Origin of the sequence: Streptomyces sp. NPDC038707 (assembly GCF_040636485.1) — a bacterium.
GTDB lineage: Bacteria > Actinomycetota > Actinomycetes > Streptomycetales > Streptomycetaceae > Streptomyces.
Genome location: NZ_JBEZUP010000012.1, coordinates 74,127 through 90,338, shown reverse-complemented (window position 1 = coordinate 90,338; position 16,212 = coordinate 74,127). Strand labels below are relative to the sequence as shown.

The 16,212-nt window shown below is 72.2% G+C and carries 11 protein-coding genes; 9 read left to right on the top strand and 2 right to left on the bottom strand.

Going from position 1 to position 16,212, the window contains the following annotated elements:
• Positions 1-2 precede the first annotated feature (2 nt).
• The 3 genes from AB0E62_RS18550 (at position 3) to AB0E62_RS18540 (ending at position 3,565) form a co-directional block, all read left to right on the top strand.
• Positions 3-1,178, top strand: coding sequence for an amidohydrolase family protein (locus AB0E62_RS18550; RefSeq protein ID WP_362194254.1), 1,176 nt, complete (start codon positions 3-5; stop codon positions 1,176-1,178).
• A 16-nt stretch (positions 1,179-1,194) separates the two neighbouring features.
• Complete coding sequence (locus AB0E62_RS18545) at positions 1,195-1,722, top strand: NUDIX hydrolase family protein (RefSeq protein ID WP_189999304.1); 528 nt, start codon at positions 1,195-1,197, stop codon at positions 1,720-1,722.
• Positions 1,723-1,819: 97 nt separating this feature from the next.
• Positions 1,820-3,565, top strand: a complete 1,746-nt coding sequence (locus AB0E62_RS18540) for a hypothetical protein (protein WP_362194251.1) — start codon at positions 1,820-1,822, stop codon at positions 3,563-3,565.
• Positions 3,566-4,245: 680 nt separating this feature from the next.
• Here AB0E62_RS18540 and AB0E62_RS18535 read toward each other — a convergent pair.
• Positions 4,246-5,457 carry an MFS transporter gene (locus AB0E62_RS18535; protein ID WP_362194248.1) on the bottom strand — a complete coding sequence of 404 codons (1,212 nt, stop codon included), beginning with the start codon at positions 5,455-5,457 and terminating at the stop codon, positions 4,246-4,248.
• 102 nt (positions 5,458-5,559) lie between these two features.
• Here AB0E62_RS18535 and AB0E62_RS18530 point away from each other — a divergent pair, with 102 nt between their 5' ends.
• The 6 genes from AB0E62_RS18530 to AB0E62_RS18505 all read left to right on the top strand — a co-directional run bounded on the left by AB0E62_RS18530 (position 5,560) and on the right by AB0E62_RS18505 (position 14,371).
• Entirely contained in the window at positions 5,560-6,393 is an 834-nt protein-coding gene (locus tag AB0E62_RS18530) for a helix-turn-helix transcriptional regulator (RefSeq protein WP_362194245.1), read from the top strand.
• Between the two features lie 318 nt (positions 6,394-6,711).
• On the top strand, positions 6,712-8,052 hold the full coding sequence (locus tag AB0E62_RS18525; protein WP_362194242.1) for an NDP-sugar synthase: 1,341 nt from the start codon (positions 6,712-6,714) through the stop codon (positions 8,050-8,052).
• Positions 8,053-8,084: 32 nt separating this feature from the next.
• Positions 8,085-8,801 carry an SDR family oxidoreductase gene (locus AB0E62_RS18520; RefSeq protein ID WP_362194239.1) on the top strand — a complete coding sequence of 239 codons (717 nt, stop codon included), beginning with the start codon at positions 8,085-8,087 and terminating at the stop codon, positions 8,799-8,801.
• A 59-nt stretch (positions 8,802-8,860) separates the two neighbouring features.
• The gene (glgX, locus tag AB0E62_RS18515) at positions 8,861-10,966 is read left to right on the top strand and encodes a glycogen debranching protein GlgX (protein WP_362194236.1); all 2,106 of its coding nucleotides are present in this window, start codon (positions 8,861-8,863) and stop codon (positions 10,964-10,966) included.
• A complete protein-coding gene (locus tag AB0E62_RS18510) occupies positions 10,963-13,125 on the top strand; it encodes an AGE family epimerase/isomerase (RefSeq protein ID WP_362194233.1) in 2,163 nt (720 codons plus the stop codon). Before glgX ends, AB0E62_RS18510 begins: the two co-directional genes overlap by 4 nt.
• A 43-nt stretch (positions 13,126-13,168) precedes the next feature.
• Positions 13,169-14,371, top strand: a complete 1,203-nt coding sequence (locus AB0E62_RS18505) for a transposase (RefSeq protein WP_362194230.1) — start codon at positions 13,169-13,171, stop codon at positions 14,369-14,371.
• A gap of 63 nt (positions 14,372-14,434) precedes the next feature.
• Here AB0E62_RS18505 and AB0E62_RS18500 read toward each other — a convergent pair whose 3' ends face one another.
• The gene (locus AB0E62_RS18500; RefSeq protein WP_362194227.1) at positions 14,435-16,138 is read right to left on the bottom strand and encodes an ABC transporter family substrate-binding protein; all 1,704 of its coding nucleotides are present in this window, start codon (positions 16,136-16,138) and stop codon (positions 14,435-14,437) included.
• Positions 16,139-16,212: the final 74 nt, after the last annotated feature.

Below are 16,212 nucleotides of genomic sequence, written 5' to 3'. Positions count from 1 at the left end.
CCGTGGCCGCCCAGGGGCCGGTCCACGAGGCCCTCGCCGCGCTGCCTCTGGTGGACCACCACTGCCATGGGGCGGTGACCGCGGACCTGGCCGCCGACGCGTTCGCGTCCCTGCTCACCGAGGGCACGGCCTGGCCCGGCGTCTCCCCCTTCGACACCCCTGCCGGCGTGGCCGTGCGCCGGCACTGCGCGCCCCTGCTGGACCTGCCCCGGCACGCGCCGCCCGCCGACTACGTGGCCCGGCGCGCGGAGCTGGGCTGGCGGGAGGTCAACCGCCGCTTCCTGACGGCGGCCGGGGCCGGGGTGTTCTGCGTGGACACCGGGTTCGCCCCGCACCCGGTCACCACGCCCGCCGAGCTGGCGGCGGCGGCCGGCGCCACCGCCTGCGAGGTGGTACGGCTGGAGCGGGTCGCCGAGGCGGTGGCCGCGCGGGGCGTGGAGGCGGACGAGTACGCGGCGGTGTTCCGCGCCGCCGCCGAGGAGTCCGTACGGCGGCCGGGCGTGGTGGCGGTGAAGTCGGTCGCGGCCTACCGCACGGGCTTCGCCCTCGATCCCGAGCGTCCCACGGACGCCGAGGTGACCCGGGCGGCCCGGCACTGGGCGGCGCGGGGCGGACGCCTCGCCGACCCGGTGCTGGTGCGGCACCTGCTGTGGACCGCCGTCGACCTGGGGCTGCCGCTGCAGCTGCACACCGGGTTCGGCGACGCGGACCTGCGGCTGCACCGCGCCGACCCGGCCCTGCTCACCGACTGGCTGCGCCGGACGGCCGGCACGGTCCCGGTGCTGCTGCTGCACTGCTGGCCCTACCACCGTCAAGCCGCGTTTCTCTCGGCGGTGTTCGAGCATGTGTACCTGGACGTCGGCCTCGCCCTGCACCACACCGGCCCGGCCCGCTGCCGCGCGGTGCTGGAGGAGGCACTGGAGGTGACCCCGTTCCGCAAACTGCTGTACAGCTCCGACGCCTACGGTGTGGCCGAGTTCCACCACCTGGGCGCCCTGTGCTTCCGCCGGGGCCTTGCCGGTCTGCTGCAGGACCGGGTGGACGCCGACGAGTTGAGCCTGGCCGACGCCCTGCGGATCGCCGGCTGGACGGGCCGCGACAACGCCCGCCGGCTGTACGGACCGCCCGTATCCGAACCGGCCCGCGATCCCGGCGGGCGCCCCACCCGGAAAGTATGATCAAGCAATGTCTGACATGACCGAGACCACGCCCGGCTGGCTGACCACGGACGAACTGGAGATGGCCAGGGCCCGGATGCCGATCCTGTACGTCGAGGCCGTCCCGGTGCGCGTGGACGACAGCGGCGAGGTCACCAGCATCGGACTGCTGCTGCGCATCGGCCCCGACGGCACGGTCAGCCGGACCCTGGTCTCCGGCCGGGTCCTGCACCACGAGCGGGTCCGCGACGCGCTGCTGCGCCACCTGGAGAAGGACCTCGGCCCGGTCGCGCTGCCCCGCGTCCCCGCCTCCCTCCAGCCGTTCACGGTCGCGGAGTACTTCCCGACGGCGGGCATCACTCCGTACCACGACCCGCGCCAGCACGCGGTGTCCCTGGCCTACATCGTGCCGGTGACCGGCGACTGCCGTCCCCGCCAGGACGCGCTGGACCTCGTCTGGTTCACCCCCCAGGAGGCCGCCTCCCGAGCCGTGCAGAGCGAGATGCCGGGCGGGCACGGCGTGCTGCTGAAGCAGGCGCTGGCGCACGTGGGCCTGGTGTCCTGAGCCCATCCGGGGCATGGCCGGCACCTGGCCGCGGCGTGTACCCGGGATGACTATCGTGTGCGCCGACAGGGTGAGGCGATCGTGGCCGGGAGTACGCGTGCGGGAGACGGGCCGACTGCCGCTGCCGTTGCGGGAGGACGGGCGGCGGTGGAGCACGGTGGCCGCCGAGCGCAGTGTGCTCGGCGTCGTGCACAACATCACGTCCGCCACCCGGCTGCTGGATCTGCTGGCCGTCTTCGAGGGCGACGAGCGGATCCAGGTCTTCTTCACGCGTACCGGTTCCTCCGAACTCGACGGCGGGACGGAGGAATTCCTCGCCTCGCGCGGAATGGCGCGGATCTCCTGGCAGGAGGCGCTGTCCCAGCCGTTCGACCTCGCCGTGGCCACGAGTCGCGGCGGGGAGTTGCACAGGCTGCCCTTTCCGCTCATAGGCGCGCCCCACGGGGCTGGGTACAACAAGGTTCTGAGCCGGGAGCCACAAGCCGGGGGCCGGAAGCCGGGAGCGTTCGGGCTGACGGCGGAGTGGCTGGTCCATGAGGGGCGGGTCGTTCCGGCCGCGATCGTACTGTCCCACGACGAGCAGCTACGGCGGCTCGCGGACGGCTGCCCCGAGGCGGTTCCCCGCGCCGTCGTCGCCGGAGACCCCTGCCTCGACCAGCTCCAGGCCGGCCTGCCCTTCCGGGCGGCGTACCGGCGCGCCCTCGGCCTGCTGCCCGGCCAGCGCCTGGTGGTCGTCTCCTCGACCTGGGGCCGTGACTCGGTGCTCGGCACGCCCGGGGCCGAGGTGCTGCGCCGCGCGCTCGCGGAACTCCCGGCCGACGAATTCCGCGTTCTCGCCGCTCTGCACCCCAATGCCTGGTACGGCCACGGCGCCTGGCAGATGCACCACTGGCTGGCCCCGCTGACCGGATCCGGAATGCTGCTGCCCGCGCCGGAGACCGAGATCTGGAAAGCCGCCCTGTGCGCGGCCGATTTCCTCGTCGGCGACCACGGATCGCTCACCCTGTACGGCACCGCTTTGGGAATTCCGGGCGTTTTCGGTGCCTTCGACGATTCCGCCGTCGCCCCCGGCTCCCCCATGCACCGTCTCGGCCGGCTCCTCCCCCGACTCTCCCGCGCCGTACCGCTGCTCCCCCAGCTGCTGCGCGCGGCCCGCACCCAGCCGGACGACTCCGAGCTGGCCGCGCTGCGGCGAAGCGTGACATCGGTACCCGGCGAGTCTGCCCGGCGACTGCGCCGGCTGTTCTACACCTGGCTGAAGCTCCCGGAGCCCGCGCGTCCGGCGGCCACCCGCGCGATACCCGTTCCCGTTCCCGGCGCCGCCGCGCCCCGGCTCCCCCAGCTGCCGGCCGCCCTCGTCACCGCCACCGTCGCCGAGGAGGGCGAACCGGACGGCGGTCTCACGATCCGGGTCCGGCGTTTCCCGGCCGCGGCGCAGCGCGTCCAGCGCCGGCACCTCGTCGGCGCCCATCTCGCCGCCGACCCGGACGACCCCGACCCCCGCTGGCCGCGCTCCGCCGACGTGCTCCTGGTACCCGCCGAGCGCGGGCTGCTCCCGGACGACGTGAGCGGGTCGCACCTCGCCCGGCGCTTCCCCGGGCATGCTCTGGTGGCCGTCGAGGAGACCGGTCACGGCTGCACGGCACGGTTCGCCGACGGTGCCCGGCTCCGGGCCCGCTGGACCGCGTGCCCGGCCTGGGCGTCGTTCGCCGTCGCCGCCTCGGCCGCGCACGCCTGGGTACGCTCCGGCACGGTCCCGCTCCGGCCCGGCATCCGAGCGTGCGTCACCGTGCTGGCCGGCGACCATCCCGAGGCCGGGCTGGTCGAGTTCACCGTCCGCTGAGCGCGTGGGGCCGGTGCGGGGCGGGCGCCGGGCCTCCTCCGCGCGCGGGCCGCGGTCCTGGTCGAACAGCGTGCTGACGGCGGCCCGGTGCTCGTCCCCCAGATGCCGGTGGACGTCGCCGCGCAGCAAGCGCGCCACCGCGTGTCTTGCCGGCGTTGAGCGCGCTGTCCCGTCCGTCCCCCGGCCGCCGGAACCGCTCGCGGGCCTGCCGCGGGCGGCCCAGCTTCACCAACCCGAGCGCCTCCGGCGCGCTGGACTCCGTATGGCCCTCTCCCTCCCCGGGCAGGTGTCCTCACCGCGCACCGGTCCTCGTGCCGTCCGGTGGCATGGGCGAGGCGGACCGCGGTGAGCAACTCGTGGCGGCACCGGGCGAGTTAGCGTTCGGCGCGGGTGCCGTCCTCGGGGGTGTGCCGTACGACGGGGTAGGCGTGGCCCGGGGTCATGGCGCCGGCGGAGGACAGCGTCGCCCCAGCCCGGTCACGGCTCGCGGCCCATCAGACTCAGGACGGTGCGGGCGAGACGGGCCAGGACACTGTCGGTGAGGGGCTCCCGCTCCAGCCGAAACCACCCACTCCCGCGGGGGCAGGTACCGCGACAGCACACGGCGGCCGCTGCCGGTGAGGGCAGGGCCGCCTTTTCGTGTCCGGTGTGACCCGGCCCCGGTGGGCCGGTTCCCGCGCTCAGGACTCGGGGGCCGGCCGGGGGATCAGGGCGTGTACGATCCCCGCCACCAGGGCGATGCCGGCGCCGGTCAGGCACAGGGCCCGGGCGGTGATGTCGTGGTCGACGAGGATGCCGCCGAGGGCCGCCCCGAGGGCCTGGCCGAGGTAGATGCCGGAGGAGTTGAAGGAGATGACGACGCTGGGCAGCGTCGGCACCAGTGCGGTCAGCCGGTGGTTGTTCGGGGTGGACACGGCCCAGCCCGCGGCGCCGTTGAGCGCCATGACGATGATGACGGGCACGAGCGAGGTGGTGACCGTCAGCAGGGCCAGGGTGGCGATCAGCAGGACGATGGCGCAGGTGAGGGTGCGCGTGGCGCCCAGCCGGTCGGTGAGGAAGCCGCTGCCGAAGGAGCCGAAGATGCCGCCGAAGCCCCAGGCGAGCAGCGCCGCCGCGAGGGCGGTGCCGTGGATGTGGGCGATCTGGGCGAGCACGGTGGCGGTGTAGGTGTAGACCATGATGCTGGCGCCGCTGGCCAGGAGCATGAACAGGACCATGACCACGACCCGGCGGTTGGCCAGGACGGCGAACCGCTGGGCGAGGGGGATCGCCGGCGGGATCGGCAGGGCCGGCAGTACCGCGAGGACGCCGAGCAGCGCGAGGGCGCCGACGGCGGCGACGAAGACGAGGCTGGCCTCCCAGGACACGTGCTGGCCGATGGCCGTGCCGACGGGGACGCCGAGGACGGTTCCGACGGTGAGTCCGCCGAGGATCACCGACAGCGCGCGGCCCCGGGCGGCGGGGCCGGCGAGCGCGGCCGCCGCGGCGGAGGCGTTCGGGGTGTACAGCGCGGCGCCCAGGCCGGCGACGACCCGCGCCACCAGCAGCAGGGTCAGGTTCGGCGCGGCGGCGGAGGCGAGGTTGGCCACGGTGAACAGGGCGAGGGCGGCCGCCAGCAGGGGCTTGCGGGGCAGCCGGCTGGTCAGGACGGCGAGGAAGGGCGCCGCCAGGCCGTAGGTCAGGGCGAACGCGGTGATGGTCTGTCCGGCGGCGCCGGTGGAGACGTGCAGGCCGCCGGCGATCTGGGGCAGGATGCCGGCCAGGACGAAGGAGTCCGTGCCCATGGCGAAGGAACCGAGGGCGAGGACGGCGACGGGTCCTCCCCAGGCGGGTGCGGACGGGGACGCCTCGGCGGGGCTGTTCGTGCCCTTGGTAGTCGATTCTGTGCTCACACCAAGAGAGTGCGGCGCCCGGCGACAGGGGTACAGAGGGGCAATCATGCTGGTGTAATGACCACCAGGACACGGCGCGGAGGGGATGCTTGGATGGCCGGCATGCAGCGAGAGTTACTGGCGGCGTTCCTGAGGTCCCGGCGGGAATCGCTCTCCCCCGAGCAGCTCGGGCTGAACCCGGGGTCCCGGCGCCGTACCCCGGGACTGCGCCGGGAGGAGGTCGCCCAGCTCTCCGGGGTGAGCCTGACCTGGTACACCTGGCTGGAGCAGGGCCGGGACATCCGGGTGAGCCGGCAGGTTCTGGAAGCCCTCGCGCAGACGCTGCGGCTGACCCCGGCCGAGCGGCGCCACCTGTTCACCCTGGCGGAGACGGCGCTGCCCGCCGAGGATCCGCAGCCGACGGCGGTGAACCCGACCCTGCGCAAGCTGGTGGAGACGCTCGACCCCAACCCGGCGCATGTCATCAACGACTGCTGGGACGTGCTGGCCGCCAATCGCGCCTACGCCTCGCTGGTCGGCGGCCTCGAACAGCTGCCGCAGGAGGAGCGGAACAGCATCTGGCTGCTGTTCACCCGTCCGCAGATGCAGGCGCTGCTGGTGGACTGGCAGCACGAAGTCCGTGACATCCTCGGCCAGTTCCGCATCGCCGTCGGCCGTCATCCCGACGATCCGCGGACCGCCGCGCTCATCGACACCCTGAACAGGTCGAGCAGTCAGTTCCGTGCCCTGTGGTCCGAGCATCCGGTGCGGGCGTTCCGGCCGACCATGAAGCGCTTCAGCCATCCGACGGCCGGGCGGCTCGATCTGAACTACACCAAACTGGACGTGGCGGATGCCCCGGGCCAGCATCTGGTGGTGTTCATGCCCGCCTCCGAGGAGGACGAGCGGGGGCTGGCACGGCTCGTCGCCGAGGCCCCGCAGGCGGCCCTGCTGTAGCAGGGCCGCGGACGGCGCGCGCCGTCCGCGTGAAACCGCCTGCCGTTTTCCCGGCACCGCCTGTCGCCACGGCGGTTGTTCCCGCGCGTACAGTCCCGGGCGCGCGGGCCGCTCGGCGCGCACCCACCCGCTCGGCGCGCACCGGCCCGCTCCGGCTGACGACGCCAGGTCCGGCCTCCCCCGCGCCGGCCCTTCATTCCGCCATATGACAAGCCATCATCGCTCCAACCTGCATATTTGACAGACGACTTGACTCCACATGACAGAGACTGTTGAATTCTTGGTATCGACAAGTCGGCCTGGAGGGCGGAGCAAGCGATGGGGGACGACAGTACGGTCGCGATCATCCTGGCCGGCGGACGAGGGGAGCGGGCGAAGCCCATCACCCTGCAGTCCGCCGACTACATCCGCAGCAAAGCGCTCATTCCGTTCGCCGGCAGGCCGCTGATCGAGTGGATCGTCGAGGCCTGCCGTGACCAAGGCATCCGTCGCTTCTACGTAGTCGCGCAGGGGGTGGAGAACCGCAGCCAGATCAAGCTGGTGCTCGGCCACGGCGAGCGGTACGGAGTGGAGATCGACTACTCACGGGCCCGCTTCGACCCGTACAACGTGGGATCGGGCGCGGCCACCCTGCACAACCTGGAGCAGTGGAACCTGACGGGTACCGCGCTCGTCCTCCCCGTCGACTCGCTGTTCGAGTTCTCGCTGGACAGGCTGCTCGCCGCCCAGCGGGACACCGACGCCGTGGTCACCGTGGCCGCCGTGTCCCGTACCCCCGAGGAGATCGCCGGCAAGTACGGCGTCATGCGCACCACCTCCCGGCGCCTGGTCTGCGGCTTCCTCGAGAAGCCCCAACTCTCCGTCATCGAGCGGGAGTTCCCCGAGATCACCCAGCCGCAGGGGCCGCGCTCCCTGGCCACCAACGCCGGGATGTACCTCATCGACTGCGCCCGGCTGCGGCTCGCCGCACGCACCCCGGAACTCATCCGCCTCGCCCAGCAGCGCCTGGACTGGGGCAACGACCTGCTGCCCCGCCTCGTCGGCCTCGGGCACCCGGTGGCCGTCGAACCCATCGCACGCCTGGGCGACCTCGGCAACATCCGCGACTACCTGGGCACGATCAGCGACGCGCTCGGCGGCCTGTACCCGCAGATGGACCACGCCCTGGGCACCCCGCTCAGCACGGACCCGCGGTACTGGATCCACGAGTCCAGTCTGCGTTCCAAGGACCACATCACCGGCACCACACTCGCCCAGAAGATCGCCGAGGGCAGCGTCGCCATCGGTCCCGGCGTGCGCATCGGCCGGCACGTGGAGATCGGCGCCGGTGTCCGGCTGCGCGCCACCGACGTCGGGGACGGCGTCGACCTGCACGAGGGCGCCCAGGTCGAGGGCAGCGTGCTCGGCGACTCCGCCGTCATCGGAGCCTACGCCCACATCAGCGACTCCTACGTGGGCCCGATGGTGCAGGTGCACTCCGACGTCCGCGACCCGGTCCGCCTCGAAGCCCTGTCCGCCGTCGGCGACGGCGCCCAGCTGTGGTCGGGGACCCGGCTCTCCGGCGTCAGCGTCTATCCGCGGCTGCGCGTGCCGGCCGTCTCCGGTGTGCCCAGCGGCACCCAGCTCACCAGTTCGGACGACATCTTGCAGTGGGTGTGAACCGCGCCCCTGTCCCCCTCAGGAGAGCTCACGTGAACACTGCCATCGCTGTGATCGGCGGCACCGGCCGGGTCGGCCGGATCGTCACCCGAAAGCTCCTCGACCGCGGTGAGACCGTCCACGTCATCGGCCGCAGCAAGCAGCGCGCACAGCGCCATCTGCCGCCCCGCGCCCAGTTCTTCCTCGGCGACGTCCGCGACCCGGAGTCCCTGTCCCTGCCGCTGCGCGGCTGCTCCGCCGTCGTCTACACCGTGGAGCCGGGCACCGACACCACCGGCCCCGACAGCCCCCGCAGCACCCTCCACTCCGGCGTGCTCAACACCCTCGACGCGCTGCTGCGCCAGGACGGCACCGGGCAGGCCCACTTCGTCCTCGTCAGCCAGCGGCACGTGACCCGTCCCGAGCACCCGATGAACGCCTACGGCCGGATGCTCGACTGGCGGCTGGCCGGCGAGAACGCGGTCCGCGCCTCCGGACTCGACTACACCATCGTCCGCCCGGGCTGGCTGACCGACCGCGCCGAACGCGCCGACGACGGCCGCGTCCTCCTGGAGCAGGGCGACCGCAGGGACGGCTATGTCGCCCTGCAGGACGTGGCCGAGGCCTGCGTCCAGGCCCTGTACTGCCCGTCCGCGAAGGGGCTGACCTTCGAGATGCGGGGCGGCGCGGGCAGCGCCCCCGGCGACTGGGAGGAACTGTTCGCCGGGCTCAGCGCGGACGAGACCGCCCCGCTGCGGGCCCCGGCCTGAGCGCTCACCCCCCGACACCGCACCAGCACCCCCCACTTGTCGCGAAACCGGAGACCACCATGACCGAGGCGCCGCAGATCTCGCCGGGACGCCCCCAGCCGCTGGGTTCCACCGTCGTCGACGGCGGAGTCAACTTCTCCGTCTTCTCGGAGCACGCCACCCGCGTCGACCTGCTCCTCTTCGACAAGTGCGACGACCCGCAGCCCTCGCGGACCATCCGCCTCCACCCGGACAAGCACCGCAGCTTCCACTTCTGGCACTGCCATGTCGCCGGGATCGGCGCCGGGCAGGTCTACGCGTACCGCATGGACGGACCGCGCGATCCCAAGCGGACGGGCACCCGCTTCGACCACCGCAAGGTGCTGCTCGACCCCTACGCCCGCGCCAACATCAACTCCCGCTGGAACCGGACGCTGGCGATCGGCGCGCAGGACAACGTCGAGACGTGCATGCGCAGCCTCGTCGTCGACCTGGACGACTACGACTGGGAGGGCGACCGGCCGCTGCGCACGCCGATGGAGGACACGGTCATCTACGAGACGCACGTGCGCGGCCTGACCGCCTCCCCCACCGCACGCGTCGCGCACCCCGGCACGTTCTCCGCCGTCGTGGAGAAGATCCCGCACCTCAAGCGGCTCGGCATCACCGCCGTCGAACTGCTGCCCGTCTTCGACTTCGACGAGACGCACGTCCTGCGCAACGGCCCGGACGGCACCCCGCTGCACAACTACTGGGGCTACGACCCGTACGGCTTCTTCGCGCCGCACACCGGCTACTGCACCTCACCCCACCTGAACACGCACATCACCGAGTTCAGGGACATGGTGAAGGCGCTGCACAAGGCCGGCATCGAGGTGATCCTCGACGTGGTCTTCAACCACACCAGCGAGGGCAATGAGTTCGGCCCGACCATCAGCTTCCGCGGCCAGGCGAACGAGGCGTACTACCACCTGTGGCCGCAGGACCGCAGCCACTACATGGACTTCACCGGCTGCGGCAACGCGGTCAACGCCAACCACCCCTTCGTCGCCAAGTTCATCATCGAGTCCCTGGAGTACTGGGTCACCGAGCACCATGTCGACGGCTTCCGCTTCGACCTGGCCTCCGAGCTCTCGCGCGGCGACCAGGGCTACGAGATGGCGGTGCCGCCGGTCCTGTGGGCGATCGAGCTGTCCAAGGTGCTCGCCGAGACGAAGATCATCGCCGAGCCGTGGGACGGCGGCGGCCTCTACCAGGTGGGCCGCTTCCCCGGAAAGCGCTGGGCGCAGTGGAACGGGCCGTTCCGGGACGACGTGCGGCGCTTCGTGCGCGGTGACGCCGGTGTCGTCGGCGACCTCGCCAAGCGGCTCGGCGGCTCCGAGGACCTGTTCGGGCCGCAGAACGAACTGCCCACCAACAGCATCAACTTCGTCACCTGCCACGACGGCTTCACCCTCAACGACCTGGTGAGCTACGACCACAAGCACAACTACGCCAACGGCGAGGCCGACACCGACGGAGCGGACGAGAACTTCAGCTGGAACTGCGGGGCCGAGGGCCCCAGCGACGATCCCGAGGTGGAGCGCCTGCGGGTGCGGCAGATCAAGAACCTGCTGTCGGTGCTGATGCTCAGCAGGGGTGTGCCGATGCTGCTCGCCGGCGACGAGTTCCGCAACACGCAGAACGGCAACAACAACGCGTACTGCCAGGACAACCCGACGTCCTGGCTCGACTGGGACCAGGCCGCGAAGGAGGAGGAGACCTTCGAGTTCACCCGGCGCCTGATCGAGCTGCGCCGCCGCTACCGCACCTTCCGCGCACCCCGTTTCTACACCGGGCGCCTCAACTCCCGGCATCTGCCGGACATCACCTGGCACGGCACGCGCCTGGAGCAGCCCGGCTGGGAGGACACCAACGCCCGCGTCCTGGCCTGCACGTTCGGCGGGTTCGACGGCGATCCCGACCTGCATCTGATGCTCAACATGTACCACCTGGGCCTCGACTTCGAGCTGCCGCGGATCCGCGGCCACCGCTGGCACCGCGTCCTGGACACCGCCCAGGCCGGCCCGCGGGATCTTCTTCCGGCCGGCCAGGAGGAGCCGCACGACGACCACACCTTCCACGCCCACGGCCGCAGCGTCGTGCTGCTCGCGGCCCTGCCTGACGCGAAGGACAACCCCCGATGAGTGGATCCGCCGCACGTCGCCGCACGTTCTCCGACACACTCGCCGGTTACGTCACCTACTTCAGCCCCACAGGCCGCCGCTTCGGCCTGCGCACCTCGGACGGCCGGGAGTTCACCGTCCACCTGCCGCGCAACGTCGCCTCCCGCATCGTACGCAACCTCGGTGACCCGTACCGCGACACCACCGGGGCCACCCTGGACATGCTCGCCGAGGGCCGTTACGTCTTCGCGTACGGCATCTGCTACGAGTGGGGCGACGGCGAGCGGTTCGAGGCCAAGGAGATCACCTTCCCCGAGGAGCACCGCGGTTCCTACGTCTTCGAGCACCCGGCCTGGTGGGTCCAGCAGGCCGCCGCCATCGCCGACTTCTACCTGCGCGGGCACTTCCCCGACGGCAAGTACGACTGGCGCAACTTCCGCACCAACCTGACGCTGCACGGCACCCACCTGCCGGACTTCGACGGCGCGGACGTACGCCAGGAGACCGACACCATCTCGCGGCTCGTGTACGGCCTGTCGACCGCGTATCTGCTCACCGGCGAGGACCGCTTCCTGGACGCGGCCGAGTCGGGCACGGAGTACCTGCGCGAGCACATGCGGGTCGCCGACGACCAGGACGGGGTCGTCTACTGGTACCACGGGATCGACGTCACACCGGCCGGCCACCGCAAGGTCTACGCCTCCGAGTTCGGCGACGACTTCGACGCGATCCCGATCTACGAGCAGATCTACGCGCTCGCCGGCCCCACCCAGACGTACCGCGTCACCGGTGACCCGCGGATCCTCAACGACATCGACCGTACGGTCGCGCTGTTCGAGCAGTTCTTCCGGGACCGGGAGCACGGCGGGTTCTTCTCGCACCTCGATCCGATCACGCTCGACCCGCACGCCGACTCGCTCGGCCCCAACCGGTCGCGCAAGAACTGGAACTCGATCGGCGACCACGCCCCCGCGTACCTGATCAACGCGTACCTGGCCACCGGCCGGGAGGACTTCGCGGCGCTCCTGGAGGAGACCGCGGACACCATCGTGGAGCGCTTCCCCGACGAGCCGAACAGCCCGTTCGTGCAGGAGCGGTTCCACGCCGACTGGTCGCCCGACCGCACCTGGGGCTGGCAGCAGGACCGGGCCGTCGTCGGTCACAACCTGAAGATCGCCTGGAACCTCATGCGCATCACGTCCCTGGTGGACAAGGAGGGTTACCGGACCCTCGCGGAGCGCATCGGCGAGATCATGCCCGCCGTCGGCAGCGACCAGCTGCGCGGCGGCTGGTACGACGTGGTGGAGCGCAAGGCCGACCCGGACGGCGGCATGCACCGCATGGTGTGGCACGACCGCAAGGCCTGGTGGCAGCAGGAACAGGCGATCCTGGCCTATCTGATCCTCGCGGGCCTCACCGACGATCCGGAGCACCTGCGCCTGGCCCGTGAGGCGGCCTCGTTCCACAACGCCTTCTTCCTCGACTACGACGACGGCGGCGTGTACTTCAACGTGCTGGCCAACGGCATCCCGTACCTGCTCGGCACCGAGCGGCTCAAGGGCAGCCACTCCATGGCCGGCTACCACTCCCTGGAGCTGTGCTACCTGGCCGCCGCCTACACCGGCCTGCTCATCAGCAACGACACGCTGACCCTGCACTTCCGGCCGCGGCCGCACGACCTGCCCGGCCGCACCCTGCGCGTCGCGCCGGACCTGCTGCCGGCCGGGGCGGTGGAGCTGACCGGGGTGTGGGTGGACGGCCGTCCGTACCACAACTTCGACGCCAAGGAACTCACCGTCCGGCTGCCCGAGGGCGACGAACCGGTGCGCGTGCGCGTCGAACTGGAGCCGGCCCGGATGCGCCTGCGGATGCGCACCGAGCTGCAGGGCGGCACCGCGCACGTGCACTGCTCCGGCGTCATCGACACCGCGGAGCTGACGAAGTTCCGGCGGGTCCTGGCCGAGGTGATGGCGGCCGAGCCGCAGCGCGTGGAGTTCCACCTGTGCGACGTCGGCGCGATGAGCCGGCCCGCCATCAACGAACTCCTCTTCCAGCGCACCAAGGCGGGGCTCGACACCGACTTCGTCATCGTGGGCTGCGCCCTGCCCGACGTCGCGGACGCCCTGCTCGCCACCGATGCCTTCCTCCTGGAGGGCGGGGACGCGTGCGCTCATGACTGAATCCCTTCTCCCACCCCTTGTTCCGCACCGTCCCGGGAGCACTGTGTCCTCTCCGACTCCCCTCTCCGCGCCCTTCCCCCTGTCCTTCCAGGCGTACTGCGGCGACCTGTTCCGTGAGCTCGCCCGCTCCGACCAGCGGCGCTGGGGCGAGGTGTATCTGCGCGGCCTGCTGTCCGTACCGGGCCGCAAGACGCCGACCCGGATCTCCGAGCACGTGCTCGGGCGGCCAGCCGTGCAGCAGCTCCAGCAGTTCGTGCACCAGAGCCCCTGGGAGTGCGGGCCGGTACGCCGGCGGACGGCACAGCGCCACGCGGACGCCTTCGCCGTCGAGGCCTGGTCGGTGGACGAGGTGGTCTTCGTCAAGAACGGCGACCGCTCGGTGGGCGTCGCCCGCCAGTACGCCCCCTCCCAGGAGCGGACCGTGAACTGCCAGCTCGCCTGCGCCGTCTCCCTGGTGGGCGCGGGCGGTGGCCTGCCGGTGAACTGGCGGCTGCTCCTCCCGCCGCGCTGGGACGGCGACGAGCGGCTGCGCCAGGCCGCGCACCTGCCCGCGCACGAGCAGTCGAGGCCCCGCTGGAAGTACGTCCTGGAGGCGGTCGACGAGATGACGGAGGAGTGGCTGCTCGATCCGCGTCCCATCCTCGCGGACTGGCGCCACGAGTCCGAGACCGATCCGCTGCTGCGCGGACTGGAGGCGCGCGGCCTCGGCTATCTCGTCCAGGTGTCGCCGCGCACCGCGGTCACCATGCCGCGGCCGCACTCGGCGCTGCCCGCGGTGCGCGGCACGGTCGCCGACCTCGCCGCGCACGTGGCCCGGCGCACCGAGCGCACCCCGGTGAGCTGGCAGGACCCGGTCACCGAGCGCAGACACCGCTCGCAGTTCCTGTCCACGCCCGCGCTGCTGTGCGCGGAGCCGACGGCCGGCCGGACCGCCCCCGCGCACCGGCCGGGCCCGCGGTACCTGGTCACGGACTGGCCGTTCGGGCGGCCCGAGCCCCGGGCGTACTGGCTGACGAACCTGCCGGCCCGGCGGCTCGCCGAGGCGCTGCCGCTGGCCCAGTTGCGGTCGCTGGCCGACGCGGGCCTGCGCCGGCTGCACGAGGACTTCGGGCTCGGTGACTTCGAGGGCCGGTCGTTCCGCGGCTGGCACCACCACGTGACGCTCGCGTCGGCCGCGCTCGGCTACGCGGCGCTGGGCGCGGCCGCGCCCAGCCCCCGGCGGGTGCTCAGCGGCTTCGCCGTCTGATCCCTGCCCGCGGCGTCTGTCCGGTGGCGGTCCTCCGCCACCGGACAGACGCGTGTGGCGCGGCTACCGCGTCCGACCCGCCCGGGTCCAGCCGACCTTCGTCCAGTCGATGTCACCGAGCCCGGGGACCCCGTAGTTGGCGAGCCCCGTGCGGACCGCCATCATCTGCGGGCGCTGGTACAGCTCGATGTCGTGGCCGAGGCGCCAGATCTCGGCGTCCGCCTGGTTGTAGAGGGCGGTGGCGCGGGTCTTGTCGAGGGTGCTCGCGGCCTGGCGCAGCAGCCTGTCGACGGTGGCGTCGCCGACCCTGCCGTAGTTGGAGAAGGACTCGGTGCCGCGCGGCCGTTCGTAGATCGACAGGACGTCGCTGGGGTAGGTGAGGCCGACGAAGCGCAGGATGGCCAGGTCGAAGTTGCCCTGGTCCAGGTACTTCGCGGTGTAGTCGTTCGCGGGCACCTTCACGATGTCGACCTCGATGCCGGCCTGGCGGAGCATCGACTGCAGCAGCTGGGAGAGATCGAGGCCGAGGCGGTTGGTGGCCGTGCTGACCACGAACCGGAGCCGCAGCTCCCTGCCGTCCTTGACGCGGGGTCCGCCCTCGCCCTGCCGCTTCCAGCCCGCCCTGTCGAGGATGCGGCACGCCTCGGCGAGGTCGTACGTGCCCCAGGCGCCGGAATGGTCGGCGTATCCCGGCTGGTTGGTCATGAAGATGTGGTTGCCGAGCAGCGGCACCCCGACGGGCAGCCCCGCGGCGGCGACGCGCGCCAGCGCCCGCCTGTCCACGGCGCGCTGGACGGCGTGTCTGACCTCGGTGTCCGCGAGCGGTCCCCGGGCGCCGTTGAGCGCGACGTGCACCTCGTCCCAGGAGGAACCGGTCCGGATCTCGCTGTCCTCGGCGTTCTTCAGCCGTACGTAGTCCTCGGTGGTCCCGGCGTCGACGGCGTCGATCTCCTTGTTGCGGAAGGCCTGCAGCGCGGCGTCGGGCAGCAGGGTGCGCAGCACGATCCGGTCGAGCCGGGGCCTCGCGCCCCACCAGTGGGGGTCGCGCACGAGGGTGGCGGTCTCGGTGGTGCTGTTGAGGGAGGCCACCCGGAACGGTCCCGCGCTGACCGGGACGCGGTCGATCCACCCCTGGTCGAACTGTGCGGGGGTGCCGGTCGCGGACGCCGGGTACAGCGGGGTGAACAGCCGGCGCCAGTCGGCGTAGGGGGTGCGGAAGACGACCTTCACCTCATGGGCGCCGGGGCCTTCGCCGACCGAGGCGATCTGGTCGTATCCGGCCGGGTCGGCGACGTGGTAGCGGGCGTCGCCGCGGCCGAGGGCCCGCCACTGGGCGGCGAAGTCGGCCGCCGCGACGGGCCGTCCGTCGGACCAGCGGGCCTCGGGGTTGAGCCGGTAGACCACGGTCTGCGGCGCGGTGCCGGTGACCTGCGCCGACAGCAGGTAGTCGGGGTCGGGTCGCGGTACTCCCTTGGCGTCCCGCTGAAAGAGCCTGGGTTCCACCAGGTCCACCAGCTGCGACACTCCGCGGGTGGCACCGTCGACCTGGTGGTAGTTGAGCTGGGCGGGCCAGGAGGGCACGCTGAGCGTGAGTGTCCCGCCGTCGCGGAGCCGGCCGACGGGTGCGGCGCCGATGCCCTGGGCTCCGTAGGCCGCCGCCGCGGTGGTCCGCTGCCCGTCCGGCCGGCCACTGCCCGCGCCGCACCCGGCGAGGACCGTCGTCGCGAGCAGTCCGAGGACGATTCCGGCACGTCGTAAGCGGTTCACAGACTCCTCCTGGGCTGTGCACAAGATCACCAAAGTATGCGAACTGACTTACGAGTCGGGCACGTTGAATCTAC

Bases quoted from the DNA above. Each gene is read 5' to 3' on its own strand.
- AB0E62_RS18525 (WP_362194242.1), top strand. From the start codon at position 6,712: ATGGGGGACGACAGTACGGTCGCGATCATCCTGGCCGGCGGACGAGGG.
- glgX (WP_362194236.1), top strand. From the start codon at position 8,861: ATGACCGAGGCGCCGCAGATCTCGCCGGGACGCCCCCAGCCGCTGGGT.
- AB0E62_RS18545 (WP_189999304.1), top strand. From the start codon at position 1,195: ATGACCGAGACCACGCCCGGCTGGCTGACCACGGACGAACTGGAGATG.
- AB0E62_RS18530 (WP_362194245.1), top strand. From the start codon at position 5,560: ATGCAGCGAGAGTTACTGGCGGCGTTCCTGAGGTCCCGGCGGGAATCG.
- AB0E62_RS18510 (WP_362194233.1), top strand. From the start codon at position 10,963: ATGAGTGGATCCGCCGCACGTCGCCGCACGTTCTCCGACACACTCGCC.